This window comes from Streptomyces sp. NPDC004658, assembly GCF_040609555.1.
GTDB lineage: Bacteria > Actinomycetota > Actinomycetes > Streptomycetales > Streptomycetaceae > Streptomyces.
The window spans coordinates 240,947-262,854 of sequence record NZ_JBEXKG010000001.1; the positions used below are offsets into that span (position 1 = coordinate 240,947).

Here is a 21,908-nt window from a genome sequence, read left to right on the forward strand (position 1 = left end):
GCTCAACTAAAGTGGGCGTACCAAGGAGGTACCCACCATGCCTGCAGTGACCGTCGAGAACCCGTTGACGCTGCCCCGTGTGACCGCTCCCGCCGACGCCGTGGCACGCCGCGTGCTCGCCGTCACGACCGCCCCGAGCGGGTACGAGGGCGAGGGCTTCCCGGTGCGCCGGGCGTTCGCGGGGATCAACTACCGCCACCTCGACCCGTTCATCATGATGGACCAGATGGGCGAGGTGGAGTACGCGCCCGGCGAGCCCAAGGGCACCCCCTGGCACCCGCACCGCGGCTTCGAGACCGTCACCTACATCATCGACGGCGTCTTCGACCACCAGGACAGCAACGGTGGCGGCGGCACCATCACCAACGGCGACACCCAGTGGATGACCGCGGGCTCCGGCCTGCTGCACATCGAGGCTCCGCCGGAGTCCCTCGTCGTGTCCGGCGGCCTCTTCCACGGCCTGCAGCTGTGGGTGAACCTCCCCGCCAAGGACAAGATGATGGCCCCGCGCTACCAGGACATCCGCGGCGGCAACGTCCAGCTGCTCACCAGCCCCGACGGCGGCGCGCTGCTGCGCGTGATCGCCGGTGAGCTGGACGGCCACCAGGGCCCCGGCATCACCCACACCCCGATCACGATGATCCACGCCACCCTCGCCCCGGGCGCCGAGATCACCCTGCCCTGGCGGGAGGACTTCAACGGTCTGGCGTACGTCCTCGCGGGCCGCGGCAGCGTCGGTGCGGAGCGCCGCCCGATCCACCTGGGCCAGACCGCCGTCTTCGGCGCCGGCTCCTCGCTCACCGTCCGCGCCGACGAGAAGCAGGACGCGCACACCCCGGACCTGGAGGTCGTCCTCCTCGGCGGACAGCCCATCCGGGAGCCGATGGCCCACTACGGCCCGTTCGTCATGAACACCAAGGAAGAACTGATGCAGGCCTTCGAGGACTTCCAGAAGGGCCGCCTCGGCAGCGTCCCGGCGGTCCACGGCATGTCCGAGGGCGGCATCTGACGGCTATCCGGTGACGGCGCCGGCCCGCCGGCGACCCGTCGGCGCCGCCTGCTCCCCCTCACGACCCCGGCCGTACCTCGGCCGGGGCCGGCGTTTCGTCACCCGCCCGGACCCGCTCGCAGGACAGTACCGGCGCCGCGTGATCCGCTGGACGCGTGCAGTTCCTCCCTGTTGCCGTCCGCCGGTTCGCCGCCTGGTGTGCCGTGCTGCTGCTCGCCGCCGGGGTCGGGTGGGTCGGGGTGCGGCTGTGCGCGGAGTTCCGTACGGCCGTCACGCCGGTGCTGCTCGCCCTGCTCGGCACCGCCCTGCTCCGGCCGCTGTACCGGCGGCTGGTGCGGGCGGGAGTGCAGGCGTCGGTGGCGGCCGGGCTCACCTGCGTCGCCGTGGTGGCCGTCGTCGGCGGCGCCGTGTACATCGTGGTCACCGCGCTCGTCGACACCGGCGCGGAGATCCTCGCCTCGCTGCGGACCGCGGCCAAGGGGGTCGCACGGCACTTCGGCGCCGCGGGGACGAGTCTGGACGACCTCGCCACCAACGCCCGGGAATGGCTGGGCAAGTTCGGCGGCACCGCCGCGTCCAACGTCGTCAGCGGCGTCAGCGTCGTCGCCGAGTCCATCGCCATGGCCGTGCTCGCCCTGCTGCTCGTCTTCTTCTTCCTGCGCGACTCCCACCGCGCCGTGGCCACCCTGCGATCACTCGCGCCCGGCGGCAGCGCCGGGCTCCTGGAAGCCATCGCCCGGCGGTCCTTCGCCGCGGTGGAGGGGTTCATGCGCGGTACGACCCTCATCGCGCTCATCGACGCCGTGTGCATCACCGTCGGCCTGCTGATCCTCCGGGTGCCCGGAGCGATCGGGCTCGGGGCGCTCGTCTTCGTCGGTGCCTACATCCCCTACCTTGGCGCCTTCATCTCCGGGGCGGTGGCCGTGCTGGTCGCCCTGGCCGACCGGGGTTTCGTCATCGCGCTGTGGGCGCTCGGGGTCGTGCTCGCGGTGCAGGTGCTGGAAGGGCACGTGCTGCAACCGGTGATCCAGAGCCGGACCGTGCAGATGCACCCGGCCGCCGTCCTGCTGACGATCACCGCGGGCGCCTCCGTCGCCGGCATCCTCGGCATGCTCCTCGCGGTCCCGCTGACCGCGGCGGCCTTCGGGGCCGTCCAGGAGCTGCGGGGGCGTCAGGCCACCTCCTCCGGGGCGTCGGCCCCGGAACCCCCCGGCTCGTAGAGCTCGAACCAGATGCTCTTGCCCTCGCCCCGCGGGTCCACCCCCCAGCCGTCCGCGAGGAGTCCGATCAGCATCAGGCCGCGCCCGGAGGAGGCCAGTTCGCCGGGGCGGCGCTTGTGCGGGAGGTCGTCGCCCGTGTCGAAGACCTCCACCCGCAGCCGCCGCCCGGGACCCTCGCCCATGACCTCGGCGAGCAGCAGCGCGTCGGCGTCCGTGTGCACCAGCACGTTGGTGACCATCTCGGAGACCAGCAGCACCGCCGAGTCCACCTGCTCGGCCGACGCCCAGTCGTGCAGCAGCCCGCGCAGGTGCTGGCGGGCCTCGGCGATCCGCTCCGGCTCGTCCTGCGCCACCGACAGCAGCGTGCGCCGCACCGTCGGCCGGACCGCGACGGCGTCGCCGCGCCCGCAGCCATCACCGGGCCGGCACAGCAGCAGCAGGGCGATGTCGTCCTCGCGGCGGTCGGCCAGCGGGCCGGTGGTGTGGTGCGAGGACGGCCCGTGCACACCCTGCACCAGCGCGTCGGCCAGCGACTCCAGGTCGCCCTCGTGGTCCTCCAGGATCTCGCGCAGCCGGCGCCAGCCGCTCTCCATATCGTGCCCGCCGGTCTCGATCAGGCCGTCGGTGCACAGCATCAGCGTCTCGCCGGGTTCGAGCGTGAACCGCGTCGTCGGGTAGTCGGCGTCCGGGTCGAGGCCCAGCGGGAGCCCGCCCGCGGTCGGCCGGGTCATCACCGTGCCGTCCGCCATCCGGATCACCGGGTCCGGGTGCCCGGCGCGGGCGATCTCCAGCCGGCCGGTCGGCGGGTCGGCCTCCACGTACAGGCAGGTCGCGAAGCGGAGGTCGGACAGCGCGTCCTCCCCGGCGGCATGGGTGAGGCCGTGCAGGAAGCGGGAGGCGCGGGAGAGGACCGCGTCCGGGCGGTGCCCCTCGGAGGCGTAGGCGCGCAGCGCGATCCGCAGCTGGCCCATGAGCCCGGCCGCGCGCACGTCATGGCCCTGGACGTCCCCGATGACCAGGGCGAAGCGGCCGGAGGGCAGCGGGATCATGTCGTACCAGTCGCCGCCGACCTGGAGTCCGCCGCCGGTCGGGATGTACCGGGCGGCCACCCGCATCCCGGGGATCTCCGGGCCGAGCGACGGCAGCATGGAGCGCTGGAGGCCCTCTGTCAGCTCCCGCGCGGACTCCGCGGCCCCGGCCCGGGACAGCGCCTGGGCGAGCATCCGGGCGACCGTCGTCAGGACCGCGCGCTCGTCGGGGGTGAACGCCACCGGGTAGGCGAAGGCGGCCATCCACGCGCCCATCGTGCGTCCGCCGGCCGTCAGCGGCAGGAACGCCCAGGAGCGGCGGCCGAAGTGCCGGGCGAGCGGCCAGGTCGCCGGGTAGCGGTCCCGGTACTCCTCGGGCGAGGACAGGTACACCGCGCGGCCGGTGCGGATGACCTCGGCCGCCGGGTAGTCGGTGGCCAGGGGCATGTTCGAGAAGGGGCCCATGTCGGCGGGGGCGTGCCCGTGCTGTCCGATGAACGTGAGCCGGTCGCCCTCGACGCCGAACACCACGAGGCCGTCCGGCGAGAACCCCGGCATCGACAGGCCGCCCGCGACCCGCAGCACCTCCGCCGTGGAGCGGGCCTCGGCCAGCGCCCGGCCCGCGTCCAGCAGGAACGCCTCCCGGGAGCGCCGCCAGTCCCCGGTGACCGCGCTGCGGCCGGCCGCCGTGCCCGGGGCCGGCTCGGTCACCTCCTGGAGGGTGCCGATCAGCTCGTACGTGTGCCGCTCGGGGTCGAAGGACGGCTTCGACCGGCTGCGGACGACCCGCAGGATGTTGCCGTCCCCGTCCATGATCCGGATGCGCACCTCGGCGAGGGTGCCCTCCGCGACCGCCAGCCGCACCACACCGGTGATCTCGTTCCAGTCGACCGGATGGAAACGGGCCCGGGCCTGGGCCTCCGTGAGGGTGGTCCGCTCCGCCGGCAGACCGAGCAGCCGCGCCGCCTCCGCGTCCACGGTGACCAGACCGGTGTCCGTGTCCCAGTGCCAGAGCCCGGTGGCGAGGGCGGCGAGGACGTCCCCCACGGACGGGAGAGGCTCGCCTGTACGCATTGCCCCACTTTAGGGAGAGGTGAGGGAAGCCTGCCACCGTAGGCGGGCGGGAGGGGGGAGCGGTAATGGTGGGGAGCCGATCTTGGGGTGCCCGGTACCCTTGGGATGGCCTAGGCCGTACCCGCCTGGCGACACCCGATCCGCAAAGACTGGATGAACGACGATGCATCGGTACAGGTCCCACACCTGCGGCCAGCTCCGCGCCTCTGACGTCGGCACCGACGTCCGGCTGAGTGGCTGGCTGCACAATCGGCGCGACCTGGGCGGCATCCTCTTCATCGATCTCCGTGACCACTACGGCATCACGCAGCTGGTCGCGCGCCCGGGCACCCCGGCGTACGAGGCCCTGGACAAGATCTCCAAGGAGTCCTCGGTCCGAGTCGACGGCCGCGTTGTTTCACGTGGAACCGAGAACGTGAACCCCGACCTGCCCACCGGCGAGATCGAGGTCGAGGTCGCCGAGGTGGAACTGCTCGGCGCGGCGCAGCCCCTGCCCTTCACCATCAACACCGAGGACGGGGTCAACGAGGAGCGGCGCCTGGAGTACCGCTTCCTGGACCTGCGCCGCGAGCGCATGCACCGCAACATCATGCTGCGTACGGCCGTGATCTCCGCGATGCGCCAGAAGATGGCGGCGATGGGCTTCAACGAGATGGCGACGCCGATCCTGTCCGCCACCTCCCCCGAGGGCGCCCGCGACTACGTGGTGCCCTCCCGTGTGCACCCGGGCAAGTTCTACGCGCTGCCGCAGGCCCCGCAGCAGTTCAAGCAGCTGCTGATGATCTCCGGCTTCGACCGCTACTTCCAGATCGCGCCCTGCTTCCGTGACGAGGACGCCCGCGCCGACCGTTCGCCCGGCGAGTTCTACCAGCTCGACGTCGAGATGAGCTTCGTCGAGCAGGAGGACGTCTTCCAGCCGATCGAGAAGCTCATGACGGAGCTGTTCGAGGAGTTCGGCGGCGGCCGTCACGTCACCTCTCCGTTCCCGCGCATCCCGTTCCGCGAGGCGATGCTGAAGTACGGCTCCGACAAGCCGGACCTGCGCGCCAAGCTGGAGCTGGTGGACATCACCGACGTCTTCGAGGGCTCGGAGTTCAAGGCCTTCGCGGGCAAGCACGTGCGCGCGCTGCCGGTGCCGGACGTCTCCGCGCAGCCCCGCAAGTTCTTCGACCAGCTCGGTGAGTACGCCGTCGAGCAGGGTGCCAAGGGCCTGGCCTGGGTGCGCGTGGCCGAGGACGGCTCGCTGTCCGGCCCGATCGCGAAGTTCCTCACCGAGGCGAACGTCGCCGAGCTGACCAAGCGCCTGTCCCTGGCCCCCGGCCACGCCGTCTTCTTCGGCGCGGGCGAGTACGACGAGGTCTCGAAGATCATGGGCGCGGTGCGCGTGGAGGCGGCCAAGCGCGCGGGTCACTTCGAGGAGGGCGTCTTCCGCTTCTGCTGGATCGTCGACTTCCCGATGTACGAGAAGGACGAGGAGACCGGCGCCATCGACTTCTCCCACAACCCCTTCTCGATGCCGCAGGGCGGCCTGGAGGCCCTCCAGACCCAGGACCCGCTGGACATCCTGGGCTGGCAGTACGACATCGTCTGCAACGGCGTCGAGCTGTCCTCCGGCGCGATCCGGAACCACGACCCGGAGATCATGCTCAAGGCCTTCGAGATCGCCGGCTACGACCGGGAGACCGTCGAGGAGAAGTTCGCGGGCATGCTGCGCGCGTTCCGCTTCGGCGCCCCGCCGCACGGTGGCATCGCCCCGGGTGTGGACCGGATCGTCATGCTCCTCGCGGACGAGCCCAACATCCGCGAGACGATCGCCTTCCCGCTCAACGGCAACGCCCAGGACCTGATGATGGGCGCCCCGACCGAGCTGGACGAGTCCCGCCTGCGCGAGCTGCACCTGACCATCCGGAAGCCGCAGCCGAAGTAAGCCTCCGGTAGGTCCCGGCCGTGCGCGCCGATCCGTCCTGACTCCCTCTTGACGATCGGTGCGCACAGCCGTCTCCGGGCCCGGTGACAGGTGGCGTCCCTACGGCCTGTCGTACGACCGGAGGCACATCGCGCGGTGTCCGGGCCCGGCTCACCCTGGGCGTAGGCCCCGGACGAGACACACGACGGGAGCTGACCCGGCTCAGTCGCCCTGCTCGTCGGTCTCGGCGTCCGGGGACGCGCCCTCCTCCAGCAGCCGCTCGGCGATGTCGTCGGACCAGTGCTGGGCCCAGGCGCGCAGGGCGACGGTCCGGGCCTCGTCCAGGCCGTGGCGGAGGAAGTCCCCGTCGGAGTAGAACTCCGTGCCCGTCAGCCGGGACTGGAGGGTCGGCAGGTCGAACGGGTCATGGGCGTGCCGGCGGCCGAGTTCCTCCAGGCCGGGCAGGGAGAAGCGGGCCGCGCAGGCCTGCGCGTCGATCAGGTCGACGGCCGCGCCCCGGTCGTACAGGGCGCGGATCTTGGTGCCGACGGCGTCCGCCAGGGAGAGCGCCGGGCCGTACCCGGTCAGTTCCGGCGGCTGCCAGAACGCCTCCTTGTGCAGCGCGAGCGCGCACGGCTCGCCGGTCGGCGGGTCCGTGACCTCCAGCTGCGCGGTGCGCGCGGTCACCGCACCGGTCCGCACCCGCCGTCCCCGCGCCTCCAGGGCGGCGCCGACGGCAGCGGCGATGTGCTCCATGGCCTCGGCGCTCTCGGTGGCGAAGTCCAGGTTGGCGTGGGGGCGGCGGAGCAGTCCGTGCGCCTGGAGGGCGTAGCCGCCGGCCAGGACCAGGCCGTACGGGCCGCCCGCGGCGACGACGTCGGCGAGGAGCCGGCGATGGGGTTCGGGGATGTCCACGGGAAGATCCTTACGGCTTCCCGGCCCCGATGCGAGACGAGCGGCAACTTTCCCCGGGGCGGCGGCGACGGCACCGGCTCCGTCGCGGGCAGCGGCAACGCGAACACGACCGGCGCGGGCGTGCTGAAGTGACCGCCGTGTGAGGCGGAAGGGCCCGGGAAGCGCGTGCTTCCCGGACCCTTCCGCTCGTGACCACGGCTCAGGCGGCCGGCTTCTCCTCCAGACGCGGGAAGAGGACCGCGCCCTTGGTGATCGTGGAGCCCGCCGGCAGCCTGCCCCACTCGCCCGCCTCCTGGACCCGCTGCTCGGCCAGCGCGCCGAGGCCCGCCTCCGCGCCCAGGGAGTCCCAGAGCTTCTGCGAGGTCTCCGGCATGACCGGGTTCAGCAGCACGGCCACCGCCCGGAGGGCCTCAGCGGCCGTGTAGAGGATCGTCGCGAGGCGGGCCCTGCCCTCCTCGGAGTCGTCCTTGGCCACCTTCCACGGCTCCTGCTCCGTGATGTAGCCGTTGACCTGCTTGACGAAGTCGAAGACGGCCAGGATGCCGCCCTGGAAGTCCAGCTCCTCGCCGATGCGGCGGTCCGCCTCGGCCACGGCCTTCGCCAGGCCGTCGTGGATCGCCTTCTCCGCCTCGCCGTCGGCGGTCGACTCCGGCAGCGTGCCGCCGAAGTACTTGCCGACCATGGCGGCCACGCGGGAGGCGAGGTTGCCGAAGTCGTTGGCCAGCTCGGAGGTGTACCGGGCGGAGAAGTCCTCCCAGGAGAAGGAGCCGTCCTGGCCGAAGGCGATGGCCCGCAGGAAGTACCAGCGGTAGGCGTCCACGCCGAAGTGCGAGGTGAGGTCCTGCGGCTTGATGCCGGTCAGGTTGGACTTCGACATCTTCTCGCCGCCGACCATCAGCCAGCCGTTGGCCGCGATCCTGCCGGGGAGCGGGAGGCCCTGGGCCATCAGCATGGCGGGCCAGATCACCGCGTGGAAGCGGAGGATGTCCTTGCCGACGAGGTGGACGTCGGCGGGGAAGGTGGCCTCGAACTTCTCCTGGTTCTCGTTGTAGCCGACCGCCGTGGCGTAGTTCAGCAGCGCGTCGACCCACACGTAGATCACGTGCTTGTCGTCCCAGGGGATCGGGATGCCCCAGTCGAAGGTCGAACGGGAGATGGAGAGGTCCTGGAGGCCCTGGCGGACGAAGTTCACGACCTCGTTGCGCGCGGACTCCGGCTGGATGAAGTCCGGGTTGGCCTCGTAGTGGGCGAGGAGCTTGTCGGTGTACTCGCTCAGCTTGAAGAAGTAGTTCTCCTCGCTGAGGATCTCCACCGGCTTCTTGTGGATCGGGCAGAGCTTCTGGCCCGCGTACTCGCCCTCGCCGTCGAGCAGCTCACCGGGGAGCTTGTACTCCTCGCAGCCGACGCAGTACGGGCCCTCGTAGCCGCCCTTGTAGATCTCGCCCTTGTCGTACAGGTCCTGCACGAACTCCTGGACGCGGTCGGTGTGCCGCTTCTGCGTGGTGCGGATGAAGTCGTCGTTCGCGATCTCCAGGTGCTCCCAGAGAGGCTTCCAGGCCTCGGTGACGAGCTTGTCCGCCCACTGCTGGGGCGTGACCCCGTTCGCCTCGGCCGTGCGCATGATCTTCTGACCGTGCTCGTCCGTGCCGGTGAGGTACCACACCTTCTCGCCGCGCTGACGGTGCCAGCGGGTGAGCACGTCCCCTGCGACGGTCGTGTAGGCGTGGCCCAGGTGAGGAGCGTCGTTGACGTAGTAGATGGGGGTGGAGACGTAGTACGCCTTGTCACCCTGCTTCTCGGATCCAGTGGCCGCCATAAGTCGAAATCCTACTGGGCCGCCGAAGATCGACTCACCCGCGTTTCGGGGGGTGGACGGGTGTCCACCCCCCGGCCGGGGCTCACGGGCGCCAGGTGGCCAGCAGGCCCTCGTACAGCTCCGCGTCGGTGAGCTCGCGCGGGGCCGGGCCCGCGTGGAAGAACGACGTGTTGCCGGTCTTCAGCTTGCGGAGGTAGTCGAAGGCCTTGTTGTCGTGGTCGCCGAAGGCGACGAAGGAGAAGAAGAGGGCGGGGTGGCGGGTCGCCGTCTCGGTGAGGGACTGGGTGGCGGGGGTCTTGGCGTCCGGGGCGCCGTCGGTCTGGAACACGACCAGGGCGGGGGTGCCGGGGGCGGCGTTCTTCTCGTAGTGCGCCACGACGGCCTCCACGGCGGCGTGGTAGCTGGTACGGCCCATGCGGCCGAGGCCGGCGTGGACGTCGTCGATCCTCGTCTCGTGGTCCGCGGTGAGGGTGAGGTCGGTGGTGCCGTCGACCTCCGTGGAGAAGAAGACGACGTGGACCGTGGCCTCCGCGTCGAGGTGGGCGGCGAGGGCGAGGGTCTGGTCGGCGAGGGCCTGGGCGGAGCCGTCCTTGTAGTACGGCCGCATGCTCGCGGAGCGGTCGAGCACGAGGTAGAGCTTCGCTCGGGTGCCGGTGAGGCCGGTCTTCTTGAGGGTGGCTGCGGCGGCCTTGTAGGCGGTGGTGAGGGCGGGGGTGCGGGACCGTACCCGGGTGAGCGGGACGGCCGGCTGAGGCTTGTCTTCCGCCTGCGGTGTCGGTGCCGGAGTCGGTGCCGCCTCGGCTTCGCCTTCGGCGTCCGCGTTCCCACCCGCACCACCCGTGCGGGTCTCGTCGTCGGCCGCGGGTGGCCCCTGTGGGGCGTCCTCGCCGTCGGCGGCCTGCGGGGCGGTGGTCGCCTCGGCGGCTACGGCGGCTTCGTCGGCCTCCGCTTCCACGGCAGCCTCCCGCGTGGGTTCAGCCGCCGCTTCCGCTTCCGCCTCCGGCGTGGGGTCAGCCGCCGCTTCCGCTTCCCCTTCCGCCTCCGGCTCGGGGGTCTGCGTGTCGGCCGGCTCCTGCGTGGGCTGCTCCTCCACCGGCGCGCTCTGCTCAGCCGCCGGCTCGGGCTCGGGCTTCTCCGCGGGCTCCGTCCTGGCCTCGGACTCGGTCGTGACCGGGTGCTCGAGTGCCTCCTCGGCCTTCTCCTCGGGCGCGTCCTCCGTCCGGGTGGGCGTCGGCTGGGCCGGGGTTTTGATCTTGTCGAACGCCGCTGCCACCAGATCGTGTTCTTCGGCCGCTGCCACCGGTTCCTGTTCCTCGGTGGGGGTGGAGCGGGGTTCCGGGACCGAGGGGGAGTGCGCGGGGGTCTCGGGCGCACCCTCCGGCTCGGTGGCTCGTGCCTTGCGTGAGCGGCCGAATGCGTTCCGCAGGAGAGTGAGAATGCCCATGTGCGCAACCCTTCGTGAGGTGTAGCCGTCAATCCCTGGCCAGGACGGACACGTAAGGTTAGCGGCCCCGGATTGCGGGAGAGGTCAGCGCGGGGACGCGATCGCGCGGGCCGCGGCGACCTCCTGGCGCAGGGGTTCCAGGACGCTGCCCGCCGGGCCGGTCAGGTCGGTGCGGACGGCGATGAGGGTCTCCGCGTTCCGTACGCCCTCCGACAGCTCCCGCAGTTGCAGGGTGACCTGGGCGATCTCGGCCGTGGACGGCGGAGCCGCCCCGTGGCGGACGCGGACCCGGGCGGCCGTCGTGGCGTCCACGATCCGTTCGACGGCGACGACCAGCGGCCACCACGCGGCGGCGCGCCGGCCGGTCGGCGGCGGTTCGGTCAGGGCCCGCTGGAATTCCGTCCGGATGACGGACAGGTCGCGGTAGAGGCGCCGGCGCATGCGGGCCCGGGCGGGCGGGTCGGCGTGCGGGCCGAAGGCGGCCTCGACGTACGCGGCCGTGTCGGCCACCGCGTCGGCGAGGCGGTCGCCGACCCGGGTGTGCCAGCTCTCGGGCCACAGGAGATAGCCAGCGGTCAGGGCGATGGCGCAGCCCAGGAGGGAGTCGGCCAGCCGGGGCACCAGCAGGGCCGTGCCCTGGTGGTTGAGGACGTCGGACAGGATGAGGATCACCGGGGTGATGGCGGCCGTCTGGTAGCCGTAGCCCCGGGGGGTGAGGGCCGGGATGAGGGGGGCCAGGAGGAAGAGGACGGGGACGTGCCACCAGCCCAGCGGGACCTCGGCCAGCACCACCGCCGCGATCAGCAGGCCGGCGACCGTGCCGAGTGCGCGCAGCAGGGCGCGGGAGAAGACCGAGCCGAAGTCGGGCTTGAGGACGAAGGTGATGGTCAGGGCGACCCAGTAGGAGCGCGGGACGGGGATCAGGGAGACCAGGGCCTGCGCGATGCCGATGCAGACGGCGAGCCGTACGCCGTAGCGCCAGGAGTTGGCGGACAGCACGACGTTGCGGGCCGCGCGGGCGGTGCGGATGCCGAGGGCGGCGGGTCGGCCCAGGCGGTCGTCGATGCCCCGGGGGTCCACGTCGGGGGCGTTGACGACCTCGGCGGTGTGGCGCAGGGCGTGGTCCACCGCGCGGGCCGTCTCCGTGGTGGGCACGGGGAGGTGCGGGAGTGCGAGGGTGCTCGTTCCGGAGGCGACGGCGTCGGCCAGGCGGTGGAGGGCTTCCGGGACCTGCGGCGGGAGCGGGCGCGCCGCCAGATGGGCCGCGGGGGCCGCCTCGATCACCGGGGTGATCGCGTTCAGCTGGGCGAGGAGGCGGGTGAGGTCCGGGCTGCGGCCGTGGTGGCGGGCGCGCCGGGCCAGGATCAGGTCGTAGGACTCGTTCAGGGATTGGGTGACGGCACGGCGGGTCTCCTCGTACTCCTCGGTGCGGTCGGTGCCGGCGGTGGCGAGGAGGGTGGCGACCCTGCGGTACGTGGCCGCGACCGCGGCCCGTTCGGGTACGCCCGCGCGCAGCGGCCAGGCGAGCAGGCCGAGGGCGAGCACGAGGAGGCCGCCGCCGGTCAGCAGGGCCGGGGCCAGCCACCAGGGGGAGGGGAGCGGGAGGCCCGCGCCGATCACGCAGTTCAGCAGCAGGAGCAGGCCCGAGACCGAGGCGACCGCGCCGATCGTGGAGATCATGCCGGAGACCAGGGCGACCCCGGTGACCGCGGCCACCGCGTACCAGCCGTGCCCGTAGACCAGGGTGCCCAGGGTCACGCCGACCGCGCCGAAGAGCTGCGGTACGGCGATGTTGAGGACGCGCATGCGGTAGGCGTCGGCGGTGTCGCCGATGACGCCGGACAGAGCGCCCATGGAGGCGAGGGCGCCGTAGGCCGGGCGCCCGGCGGCGAGGCCCAGCGCCAGGGGCAGGGCCATGGCGAGGGCGGCGCGGCCCACGGCGGCCCGGTTGACGGGGGCCTGCTGGGGTTTGAGGTTCCGGACCAGCCAGTCGGGAGGCGTGAGGCTGATCGGGAACTCTCGGGACATGCGCCCATTATCACCGGGTTGATCCATGCGGATCGGGCCCGTCGGTGCACGGTTCGGGCCCGTCGGCACACGGTCCGCGCCCGTGGGCGCACGCCGGCGTCCCGTGGGCGCGGTGTCCCGGTCAGCCGTCCAGCCGCGCCAGGAACGTCGCGAGCGCGCGGTTGAACTCCTCGGGCCGTTCCAGGTTGGGCAGGTGGGCGGCGCCCTCGACGACGTGCAGGACGGAGTCGGGGAGGGCAGCGTGCATCGCCTCCGCGACGGCGACCGGGGTGTAGGTGTCGTCGGCGCCGACCAGGACGAGGGCGGGCACGGGCAGCTCCGCCAGCAGGGCGCGGTAGTCGGGGCGTTCGGCCCGGCCGCGCAGCGCGGCGGCGGCGCCCTGCGGGGAGGTGGCCGTCATCATGCGGTGCACGTGGGCCTTGACCTCGGGGTCGGCGTAGGGGGCGACCATCTTCTCCAGCACCTCGTCGGCGTAGCCGCGCATGCCCTCGGCGAGCAGCCGGCCGGCCATGGCCTCGCGGCTTCTCCGGCCCTCGGGGGTCTCGGCCTCGGGGAAGGTGTCGGCGAGGACGAGGCCCCGGATCCGGTCGCCGAGGCGGGCGGCGCACTCCATGGCGATCTGGCCGCCCATGGACAGGCCGGCGAGGACGAAGGTGTCCACGCCCAGGTCGTCCAGGAGGTCCGCGATGTCCTCGGCGTGGCGGGCGAGCGGGACCTTGCCGGGGGTCACGGGGGAGGCGCCGTAGCCGCGCAGGTCGGGGGCGATCACCCGGCGGGTGGCGGCGAACTCGGTGAGCTGCGGCTGCCACATCGTGCGGTCGAAGGGGTGGCCGTGGACGAGGACGAGGGGAACCCGGGAGGCGATTCCGGGGTCTTTGTCCTCGAATGCGAGGAAGGAGGGCATGGCAACGACCCTAGGGCGCCGCCCTTGCTCGGTGCAATAAGATCTTTGCCCTCGGTGCAATCCAACGGGTCCGGGAACAGGGGGAGTTGTGGACGACTACCGGCGCATCGCCGACCGGATCGCCGCCGACATCACCGGCGGGCGGCTGCGGCCCGGCCAACGGCTGCCGCCCCAGCGGGCGTTCGCGCGCCGGCACGGCATCGCGCCCTCGACGGCCGGGCGGGTCTACGCCGAACTCGTGCGCCGGGGGCTGGTGGTGGGCGAGGTCGGACGCGGCACGTTCGTGCGGGCGACCGCGCCGGACGGGCAGCCGGGGATCGCCCTGACCGAGGCCGCCGGCGTCCCGCTCGTCAACCTGGAGCTGAACTACCCCTCCGTGCCCGGGCAGGCCGAGCTGCTGGCCCCGGCCCTCACCTCGCTGCTGCGGCCGGACGCGCTCGGCCAGGCGCTGCGGCCCGCCCCGGCGGCGGGCACCCCTCAGGCGCGGGAGGCGGTCGCCGCCCTGCTCGCCCGGAACGGCTTGCGGACCGGCCCGGAGCGGATCCTGTTCACCGGCAACGCCCGCCAGGCCATCGCCGCCACCCTCGCCGCACTGGTCCGGCCCGGTGGCCGGGTCGGGGTGGAACCGCTGACGTATCCGCTGGTCAAGGAGATCGCGGCGCGCCTCGGCCTGGTCCTCGTCCCGCTCGCCACGGACGCGGAGGGGCCGCTGCCGAAGGCGGTGGCCGCCGCCCACCGCAGCGCCCCGCTGTCCGCGCTCTACCTCCAGCCCGCCCTGCACAACCCGACCTCGCGCACGATCGGCGCCGGGCGGCTGCGGGAACTGGCGGACTGTGTCCACAGGCTGGGGACACCGGTGGTGGAGGACCGGATCTGGGCCTTCCTCGACACCGGCGGCACGCCCCCGCTCGCCGCGCTGGCGCCCGGCCTGGTCCACCTCGTCGACAGCCTGTCCAAGCGGGTCGCGCCCGGTCTCACCGTCGGCTTCGCCGTCGTACCGGAGGACCGCGCGGAGGCGGTGGCGCGGGCCGTCCGCTCCGGCGGGTGGAGCGCGGGCTCCTTCGCGCTGGAGGCGGCCGTGCGCTGGCTCGGCGACGGCACGGTGGACCGGCTGGTCGCCGCGAAACGGCAGGACGCGCGGCGCCGGCAGCGGCTGGTCGCCGAGAAACTGGCCGGGTTCGCCGTACGGTCCGACCCGGCCGCCTACTTCGCCTGGTGGGAGCTACCCGCGCCCTGGCGGGCCGACACCTTCACGGCCGCCGCCCGGTCGCACGGCATCGCCGTCACCCCGGGCACGGCCTTCAGCGTCGACCCGAGCCGGACACCGGACGCGGTCAGACTCGGACTCGGCTCGGTGTCGGAGGGGCGGCTGGGACGGGCGCTGGAGACGCTCGCCGGGGTGGCGCGGGGTGGGGCGGGCGGGTGAGCGCGGTGATCGGGTGGTTGGGCGTGGGGGGTGGTCAGGGGGATCTGACGGGACTTCGGGTGTGGGACGCGGTCAGGCCTGGGCTCGGGTCGGTGCCGGTGGGGCGGTCGGGGTGGGGGGCGGTGACGCTCGCCGGCGTCGCGCGGGGCGGGGCGGGCGGTGGTGGCGGGTGAGCCGGACGGCGAGGGCGACCGCCAGGCCGAGGCCCAGCAGCAGCCAGGCGACCGTGCGCAGGGTGCCGGTCAGGGCGTCGTAGACGGCGCCCGCCGCCGGGTGGGACACCCCGGCGGGCAGGTCGGCCAGGGTCAGGTTCCGGCCGACGGCCAGGGCGACGACGAGCAGGGCGCCGCCCAGGGCCGTGCCCAGGGCGGTCGCGGCGACGGCCCGGCGCCGGTGGACGGCGAGCGCGATCCCGCCGACGGCGAAGGCGACGGCCGCCACCGGCAGCCAGAAGCCGGCGATTTCGAGCACGTGGTACCCCTTCCGGAGCGCGGTCAGCCGGTCCGCCGGGAGCACGGGGACCTCGGTGTGCTCCACCGGGATGCGCGCGGCGAGCGGCACGTGGTCCCGGGTGAGCTGGCGTTTGACCTGGGCGGTGACGGGGGCCAGGTCGACGGTGACGGCCCGCTCGTCCTCCCCGCGCAGGGCGCGCAGGACGGCGTCGTGGGTGATCCGGTTGCCGGTGTCCCAGGCCAGCCGGAAGGCGCGGGTCTGGGTGAAGGAGCGCACCGCGTCGTGCACGAACGGCCGGACCGAGCCGCGCACCGGGCGGACGTCCAGATGCTCGTCGACCGCCCGCAGGATGCCGTCGCCGACCGTGTCCACGACGGCCTCCCGCACGGCCGGGTCGGCGGCGAGCGGCGCCATCGCGGTGACGTACCGGCCCGTGTCGGCGAGCCCGTACGCCGCCCAGGCCGCCAGCGCGCCGAACGGCACGAGGAGGCAGGACAGGGCGATCAGCACGGCCGACAGGGCGCTCCTGAGGCGTGAGGGCACGCTTCCAGGCAAGGGCCGGCGGGGCCGGAGCGCGAGCGGGAGGACTGCGTTCGGGCGCTCTCCGGTGGAGGGTTCACCCGAACGGGTGTTTCCTGGTGCTGAGGAGAAGGAAGTGGCCGAGGTGGGCCACTGGGGACAGGGGAGTGCGTGGGCCCCGGCCGGCCGGCCGGGGCCCACGCGCACCCGCGCGGGCACAGCGCGTCGCGGCGCCGCCAATGTCAGCGGATCCGGCGTCCGAACGCGTCCTCCCGCGTGTAGTAGCGGTAGAAGAAGGTGGCGAAGGTGGCCGCCGACACCAGCAGCGACATCAGCACCGCCCGCCACACGTCCCCGCTCTGGCTGGCGCTCTGGGTGGGGAAGAGGCTGCCGCTCTGGTTGTAGAGGAAGCCGAACGCACAGCCGACGAACGCCGTCCACAGCAGCGCGTGCACCTCCCGCGTCATCCGGGGCGCCAGCACCAGCAGGGCCGCGCACAGCACCGCGAAGACCAGCGCGCTGACGAAGCCGAGCAGCAGGTTCCCGCCGGTGACCGGGCCGCCGAAGCGGTTGTTGGCCGCCACCCAGTAGCCGTAGATGAGCCCCAGCCCGACCGGGACGGCCAGCCGGCCGAACGCGTGGGTGCGCGCGTCGAAGACGTCGGGTGAACGCCGGACCAGGTCGGACGACCGGCGTTCCGCCTCGGGCGTGCGGCCGGGCCGGGACGTTCCGCCGGGCGCGGGTGCCGCGTGAGCCATGAGGGCACTCCTCTCTCTTCTCGCCCCCGTGTCCAGGGCACACCGGGGCGTACGGCCTGGCAACTCGGCCAGGAGGGGTGACGGGTGCCCGGATGCGTGCCGTTCTCTCCCGTGGTTCGCTGAGGGACATGGAGGCCCGGCCGCCGTGACGGAGATGGAGTACGAGCGGCGCCGCCGCCCGCTGCTGAGGATCCGCGGGGTGAGCGTCGCGTGGCTGCCGCCCCTGCTGCTGCTCGGCGGTGTGGTCCTGCTGGACTTCGGCACCGGCGAGAAGTTCCGGATCATCACCTGGATCGTGCTGGTCCCGGGCATCGCCGCCGCGATCTGCGGAGTGTGGACGACGGCCGCCTACAGCGTGCTGTCCGTGGTGACGTACGTCCTGGTCGACAGCGCCTGGCCCGACCAGTACCAGGCCGGCTTCGGCGACTTCCTCCTCGTCGCCCTCGGCGGCGCCCTGGCCACGCTGGCCGCGGCCGTGCGAGTGCGCCAGGAACGGCACGTCGGGCACATGCGGGACATCGCCGAGACCACCCGGCGCACCGTGCTGCGCCCGCTGCCGCCGCGCTGGGCCGGGCTGGACCACGCGGGCGTGTATCTGGCCGCCGACGTCGACGCCCGGGTGGGCGGCGACTTCTACGACATCCAGCCCGGACCGCACGGCACCCGGGTGCTCGTCGGTGACGTGCAGGGCAAGGGGCTCGGCGCGGTGGAGACCGCGGCCGCGCTGCTCGGTACGTTCCGTGAGGCGGGGTACCACGAGAAGGACCTCAGGACGGTCGCCGAGCGCCTGGAGACCCGGATGCGGCGGCACCGCGCCCACCGGGCCGCGCTCGGCCGGGACGACGGCGACCGCTTCGCCACCGCCGTCCTCATCGCCTTCCCCGGGGGGACCACGGACGCGATCGACGTCGTGAACTTCGGTCACGAGCCCCCGCTCGCCGTCGGCCCGCACGGGGTCCGTGAGCTGCCCGGCTGCGACGGGCTGCCGATCGGCCTCGGCGACCTGGCGGGCGGCCCGCCGCCCGTGCACCGGGCGCGGCTGTCCGCCGACGAGACGCTGCTGCTGGTCACCGACGGGGTGACGGAGGCCCGCGACGAGCCCGGCGAGTTCTATCCGCTGGCCCGCGAGGTGTCCCGCGCGGTCAAGGCCGATCCCCGTCGCACCGAGCCGCGCCGCCTGGTCCGCCGTGTCCGCGACGGCGTCCTGCGCCACAGCGGCGGTCGCCTGGAGGACGACACGACGATCTTCGCGGTACGGCGGCTGCCGGGTGACGGGCAGGCGCCCGGCGCGGGGGACGCGGCGCGCGCGGACGGCGTACCGGGGCGGACCCCTGCGGGGTGAGTGAGGCGGGGGTGGGGGTCGCCGGGGCGCGCGGAACGCCCCGGCTTGCGGGCACGGGAACGCGCGAGGTGCGGGATGTCCGGCGCGTGCGGGCGGGTGGGCAGGTGGAGCCGGGTGTGTGCGGGCGCGGAACGCAGGTGGGACCCGGCGCGTGGCGGGCGCGGAACGCGGGTGGGACCCGGCGTGCACGGGGATGTGGGCTCGCGGGGCGCCGGGGCCCGGGACGCAGGGGGCGCCGGGTCGTGGGACACGGTGGCTCGCGGGGTGCGCAGGGCGCGGGACCCCTTGGTGCGCGGGGTGGGGGTGGAGTCACGGGCGGGGCGCTGCGAGCGCGGGGGTCGGCGGGGTGTTGCCGGGGACGGGGGGATGGGCGTGAAGGGGGGTGTTCGCCGGGGAGAGGCGCCGATTCGCAGGCGCAGCGGTTACGGTGCTGGCTGGAGAGCGGATCCAGGGGCCCCGGGTACGGAGGGGTCGCGGGGTCCACAGGGTGACTTGGGGGAGGCACGATGCCCGGAACCGTGCTGCTGATCGCGGCCGCGCCGCTGGGCCGGGGGCGCCTGGTGGACGCGGCCGGTGTGCTGCCGGTGCTGGCCGCGGTCGCCCCCGCCGTACTGTCCGGCACCGGCACCGCGAACGTCATCGAGCTGGCCGATCCGCTGGAGCCGCAGGCTGTCCTCACCCGGCTGCGGGCCGCCGCGGCCTCCCCCGGTCCGCTCACCGTGTACGTCACCGGCCAGTTGCAGCTGGACCGCCGCCAGCACCTGCCCCACCTCGCCCTGGCCCGCACCACGCCGGCCACGGTCCGCTACACCGCGCTGCCCTGGCACTGGATCCGCGAGGAACTGCGCCTGCGCTCCGCGGCGGACACCGCGCTGGTCGTGGACCTGCACGCGGACGCCGAGGCCTGGGGATACGTCACCGAGCGCGGTCTCGACTCCGGCCGGAACACCGCCGTGTACGGCCGCATCGCCCCGGCGGCGGGACGGCGGGGCCCGGCGGAACCGGCGTACATGAAGACGGTGGCCACCCTGCTGCGCAGCGGCCACCGGCCCCCGCTGGACGCCTTGCACCAGCAAGCGGTGGGCCGGATCCCGCAGGAGACGAAGGGCGACCTGCTGCTGGCCGACGCCGGCGGCCATGCCGTACCCGCCTCGCCCGCCCCCTTCCCCGCGGCCTTCCCCGCCCCTCCCCCCGCCGCCCGACCTGAGGACCCGCACGCCGTCATCAGTGCCGCCGTGCGCGCCGGGCGGCACGCCGAGGCCGACGCCATGGCCGCCCGGTACGAGGCGGAGGCGGTGCGGGGGTACGGCGCCGCTTCCGAGCAGGCGCTGCACTGGAGCGAGGTGCGGGCCGATCTGGCGATGTTCGCGGGGGACCCGGTGCGCAGTTGCCGGGCCTGGCTGGCCGTGGCCGGGACGCGGCTGGCCGCCGGGCAGGCGGTGGACGCGCCCGCCGTGGAGGCGGCCGTGGACCGCGCCCACCACCAGTGGACCCGTATCAAGGACACGGCGCGGGCCCGTGAACTCGGGCCCGCGCTCGCGGAGTTGCGGCTCAGGGTGCCGGGGCGCCGGCGCGGCGCGCTGGAGAGCGTCCAGCGGCAGCTGGGCCGGCTCCAGGCCGCCCGGTGAGCCTTACTTGGTGAACGTGAAGTACTTCCAGGCGCCGTGCGTCGTGGAGTTCACGATGTCACCGGACGAGCCGTTGATGTACGACGAGCGCACCCGGAACCGCCAGCCGACGTCCTCGCCGTGGTTGCCGGTGATGCGGATCCTGGAGACGCCGTCGGAGCCCAGCTTGAAGTACTCGGGGTCGCCCGGGTACCAGCGGCCCTGGTAGTACACCTCGAACTCGAACTTCTGCGCCCGGCCCGGGTAGTACGACATCTTCGTCGTGATCTGCGGGTCCTTGGTCTTGTGGAAGAAGTAGTACGTGTGGCCCCACGCCGACTTCGCCTTGTAGTGGTTGCCGACCGACGTGGACACGCTGACCCGGGCGCCGACGGTGCTGGCGGCGGACGCCGGCTTGTAGCGCGAGTCGCCCGCGAACTTCGCGGTGACCTTGGTGTCCCGCTTGAGGTCCAGGGTGACCGACAGGTTGCCGTCGGAGTTGACCTTGCCGGACTTCACCAGCTTGTTCGGCTTGTCGCCGCCGAACGGGTCGGCCCAGATCTCCACCGTGCGGTTCTTGTACGTCTTGCCCAGGTGGGCGGTGAACTTGACGTCCTTGCCGTACGAGTACACCTTGCCGTTGTTGTTGATCGTCAGCGTCGGCTTGGCGCGGGAGACGTCGACGGAGTCCGAGCCGGAGGCCGCCGTGTGGGCGGTGTCGCCGGCGTAGGCCACCGTGTACTTCACCTTGCCGCCGGACGGCGGGGTGTCGGTGAAGGAGAACGTGCCGTCGGCCTTGGTGACCGCCGCCGCGAGCGCCTTGCCCTTCGGCGACTCCAGGTCGGTGCGGGTCACGGTCAGCTTGGTGCCGGCCGGGACGGCCACCTTGGAGGCGACCTTGCCCTTGACGGTGAGCTTCTTGGCGCGGGTGGCGGTGGCCGGCGCGTCCACGGTGACGGTGGCGACCGCCTTGGTGGGCGCGTTCAGGACGCGCAGGGAGAACACGCCCTCGTTGTTGCTGGTGACCGCGAACAGCCGGGAGCCGTCCGGGGCCCAGGCCAGACCGCCCCGGGCCAGCAGGTCGGAACCGCTGCTGGTGCCGGTGTTGGGGAAGTCGTAGGTGCGGACCGCCTCGCTGGTGCCGGGCTTGAAGACGTAGACGTCCGGCTCGTAGGAGCCGTCGATGCCGGCCGCGACCGTGCCGTTCGGCGCGATGGCGACGGAGTTGGGGTACGCGTCCGTGACGTACTTGCCGTCCTCGTTGAGGTCGGAGGTCCGGAACACCTGCTGGTAGTACGGCGCGCCGCTGGCCACCACGACGTCCTTGCCGTCGGGGGTGACCTGGAGGTCGCCGAGGTTGCTGCCGGCCTCACGGGTGCTCGCCAGCTTGGTGGCGGTGCCCGTCGAGACGTCGTAGGAGGCCAGTTCGACCGGGCTCTGCCCGATCGCACCGGCGATCAGGGTGCTGGAACCGGGCGCGGCGTCCAGCAGCGGGGCCGCGTACCAGCCGCTGTCCTGGCCGAGCGTGACCGTGTGGTCCTCGGCGGTCAGGTCAACGGAGCCGATGTTGCCCGCGGCGGCGCCGCCGTAGCCGAACCACAGCTTGCCGCCCGCGAGGGCGACGCTGAGCGGCTTGTCGCCGACCTCGTACCGGGTGGTCTCGGTGTCGGTGGCGGTGTCGAAGACGGCGATGGAGTCGAGGTCCTGCACGGCCGCGTAGAGCGTGCCGGAGTCGGCGGACAGCTCCAGGCCGGTGACGCCGGACAGGTTGGTGGTGAGCTGCTTGAAGACCCTGCCGGCGTAGTCGGTGACGACGATCTTGCCGTTGAGCGGGTCGCTGATGAAGACCTGCTGGTGGACGGCGTCGACGACGATGTCACCGGTCGTCCTGACCGGCAGGGCCCGGGTGGAGTCGGCGAAGGCCGGGGTGACGGCGAGGGCCGCCGAGCTGAAGAGGACCGCCAGGGTGGTGGCAGCTGTGAGAGAGCGCTTGCGCACGCTGATTCGAACCCCCCGGAACGAATGAAAGAAAGACATGGGCGCCGCGCGGGCAGGGCGATGCGTCCGCCCCCCTGTGCATGAGCCGTGTGGGCCTCGTGCGGCGAGTGTGGAAAGACTAGGTCATGCCACTGACAAAAGCGCGCGGGCCCCGGAGGCGAGCGTGCGGACATCCGGGGCGAGCACCCATGGATCGGGCGGGTGGGGCGGGGAAGTCACCGCGCCCGGGGGTGGTGCGGCGGCTCCTGGGGGATCGGTGACGTGCGTGGACTGAGCGGCGTGCGTGGCGGCACCCCCGCCGCCCCCGCCGCCGTCGGCCCGCAAGCCGCTCGCGTCGGCGGTCCGGGAGCGCGGGGCGGTCCGCCCCTCGGGTCGTGCTCCCGCGGCACCCGGCTGCCCTGACGCGCCGTCCCGGCCGCCCGCGCGCCCGTGGTCGTCAGCGGTCCGCCTGCTGGGTCGCC

Annotated in this window: 15 protein-coding genes; 6 read left to right on the forward strand and 9 right to left on the reverse strand. The window is 73.4% G+C overall.

Annotated elements, in window-relative coordinates; translation table 11 throughout:
• Positions 1–37: 37 nt before the first annotated feature.
• Entirely contained in the window at positions 38–1,009 is a 972-nt protein-coding gene (locus ABZV94_RS01270) for a pirin family protein (protein WP_356335924.1), read from the forward strand.
• 155 nt (positions 1,010–1,164) lie between these two features.
• Positions 1,165–2,229, forward strand: a complete 1,065-nt coding sequence (locus ABZV94_RS01275) for an AI-2E family transporter (RefSeq protein ID WP_356335926.1) — start codon at positions 1,165–1,167, stop codon at positions 2,227–2,229.
• On the opposite strand, the gene ABZV94_RS01280 is transcribed toward ABZV94_RS01275, so the two are convergent.
• The gene (locus ABZV94_RS01280; RefSeq protein ID WP_356335928.1) at positions 2,181–4,331 is read right to left on the reverse strand and encodes a SpoIIE family protein phosphatase; all 2,151 of its coding nucleotides are present in this window, start codon (positions 4,329–4,331) and stop codon (positions 2,181–2,183) included. The two genes, ABZV94_RS01275 and ABZV94_RS01280, sit on opposite strands and share 49 nt — an antisense overlap.
• A 163-nt stretch (positions 4,332–4,494) precedes the next feature.
• Here ABZV94_RS01280 and aspS point away from each other — a divergent pair, with 163 nt between their 5' ends.
• Positions 4,495–6,258: an aspartate--tRNA ligase gene (gene aspS, locus ABZV94_RS01285; protein ID WP_356335930.1), complete on the forward strand. Its 1,764-nt coding sequence runs from the start codon at positions 4,495–4,497 to the stop codon at positions 6,256–6,258.
• Positions 6,259–6,459: 201 nt separating this feature from the next.
• Here aspS and ABZV94_RS01290 read toward each other — a convergent pair whose 3' ends face one another.
• The 5 genes from ABZV94_RS01290 to ABZV94_RS01310 all read right to left on the reverse strand — a co-directional run bounded on the left by ABZV94_RS01290 (position 6,460) and on the right by ABZV94_RS01310 (position 13,344).
• The gene (locus ABZV94_RS01290; RefSeq protein ID WP_356335932.1) at positions 6,460–7,152 is read right to left on the reverse strand and encodes a hypothetical protein; all 693 of its coding nucleotides are present in this window, start codon (positions 7,150–7,152) and stop codon (positions 6,460–6,462) included.
• 199 nt (positions 7,153–7,351) lie between these two features.
• Complete coding sequence (gene metG / locus ABZV94_RS01295) at positions 7,352–8,968, reverse strand: methionine--tRNA ligase (RefSeq protein WP_356335934.1); 1,617 nt, start codon at positions 8,966–8,968, stop codon at positions 7,352–7,354.
• 82 nt (positions 8,969–9,050) lie between these two features.
• Positions 9,051–10,412, reverse strand: a complete 1,362-nt coding sequence (locus ABZV94_RS01300; RefSeq protein WP_356335936.1) for a VWA domain-containing protein — start codon at positions 10,410–10,412, stop codon at positions 9,051–9,053.
• An 84-nt stretch (positions 10,413–10,496) separates the two neighbouring features.
• Positions 10,497–12,440: an FUSC family protein gene (locus tag ABZV94_RS01305; RefSeq protein WP_356335938.1), complete on the reverse strand. Its 1,944-nt coding sequence runs from the start codon at positions 12,438–12,440 to the stop codon at positions 10,497–10,499.
• A 121-nt stretch (positions 12,441–12,561) separates the two neighbouring features.
• Positions 12,562–13,344 carry an alpha/beta hydrolase gene (locus ABZV94_RS01310; RefSeq protein WP_356335940.1) on the reverse strand — a complete coding sequence of 261 codons (783 nt, stop codon included), beginning with the start codon at positions 13,342–13,344 and terminating at the stop codon, positions 12,562–12,564.
• Positions 13,345–13,432: 88 nt separating this feature from the next.
• Here ABZV94_RS01310 and ABZV94_RS01315 point away from each other — a divergent pair, with 88 nt between their 5' ends.
• Positions 13,433–14,770, forward strand: a complete 1,338-nt coding sequence (locus ABZV94_RS01315; RefSeq protein WP_356335942.1) for a PLP-dependent aminotransferase family protein — start codon at positions 13,433–13,435, stop codon at positions 14,768–14,770.
• 72 nt (positions 14,771–14,842) lie between these two features.
• Here the strand turns inward: ABZV94_RS01315 and ABZV94_RS01320 are convergent, their stop codons facing one another.
• Entirely contained in the window at positions 14,843–15,766 is a 924-nt protein-coding gene (locus tag ABZV94_RS01320) for a hypothetical protein (RefSeq protein ID WP_356335944.1), read from the reverse strand.
• 218 nt (positions 15,767–15,984) lie between these two features.
• Positions 15,985–16,500, reverse strand: a complete 516-nt coding sequence (locus ABZV94_RS01325; RefSeq protein ID WP_356335946.1) for a hypothetical protein — start codon at positions 16,498–16,500, stop codon at positions 15,985–15,987.
• Positions 16,501–16,654: 154 nt separating this feature from the next.
• Here ABZV94_RS01325 and ABZV94_RS01330 point away from each other — a divergent pair, with 154 nt between their 5' ends.
• Both ABZV94_RS01330 and ABZV94_RS01335 read left to right on the forward strand, forming a co-directional pair.
• A complete protein-coding gene (locus ABZV94_RS01330; RefSeq protein ID WP_356335968.1) occupies positions 16,655–17,842 on the forward strand; it encodes a PP2C family protein-serine/threonine phosphatase in 1,188 nt (395 codons plus the stop codon).
• 506 nt (positions 17,843–18,348) lie between these two features.
• Positions 18,349–19,470 carry a hypothetical protein gene (locus ABZV94_RS01335; RefSeq protein WP_356335948.1) on the forward strand — a complete coding sequence of 374 codons (1,122 nt, stop codon included), beginning with the start codon at positions 18,349–18,351 and terminating at the stop codon, positions 19,468–19,470.
• A 3-nt stretch (positions 19,471–19,473) separates the two neighbouring features.
• Here the strand turns inward: ABZV94_RS01335 and ABZV94_RS01340 are convergent, their stop codons facing one another.
• Positions 19,474–21,447, reverse strand: coding sequence for an Ig-like domain repeat protein (locus ABZV94_RS01340; RefSeq protein WP_356335950.1), 1,974 nt, complete (start codon positions 21,445–21,447; stop codon positions 19,474–19,476).
• Positions 21,448–21,908: the final 461 nt, after the last annotated feature.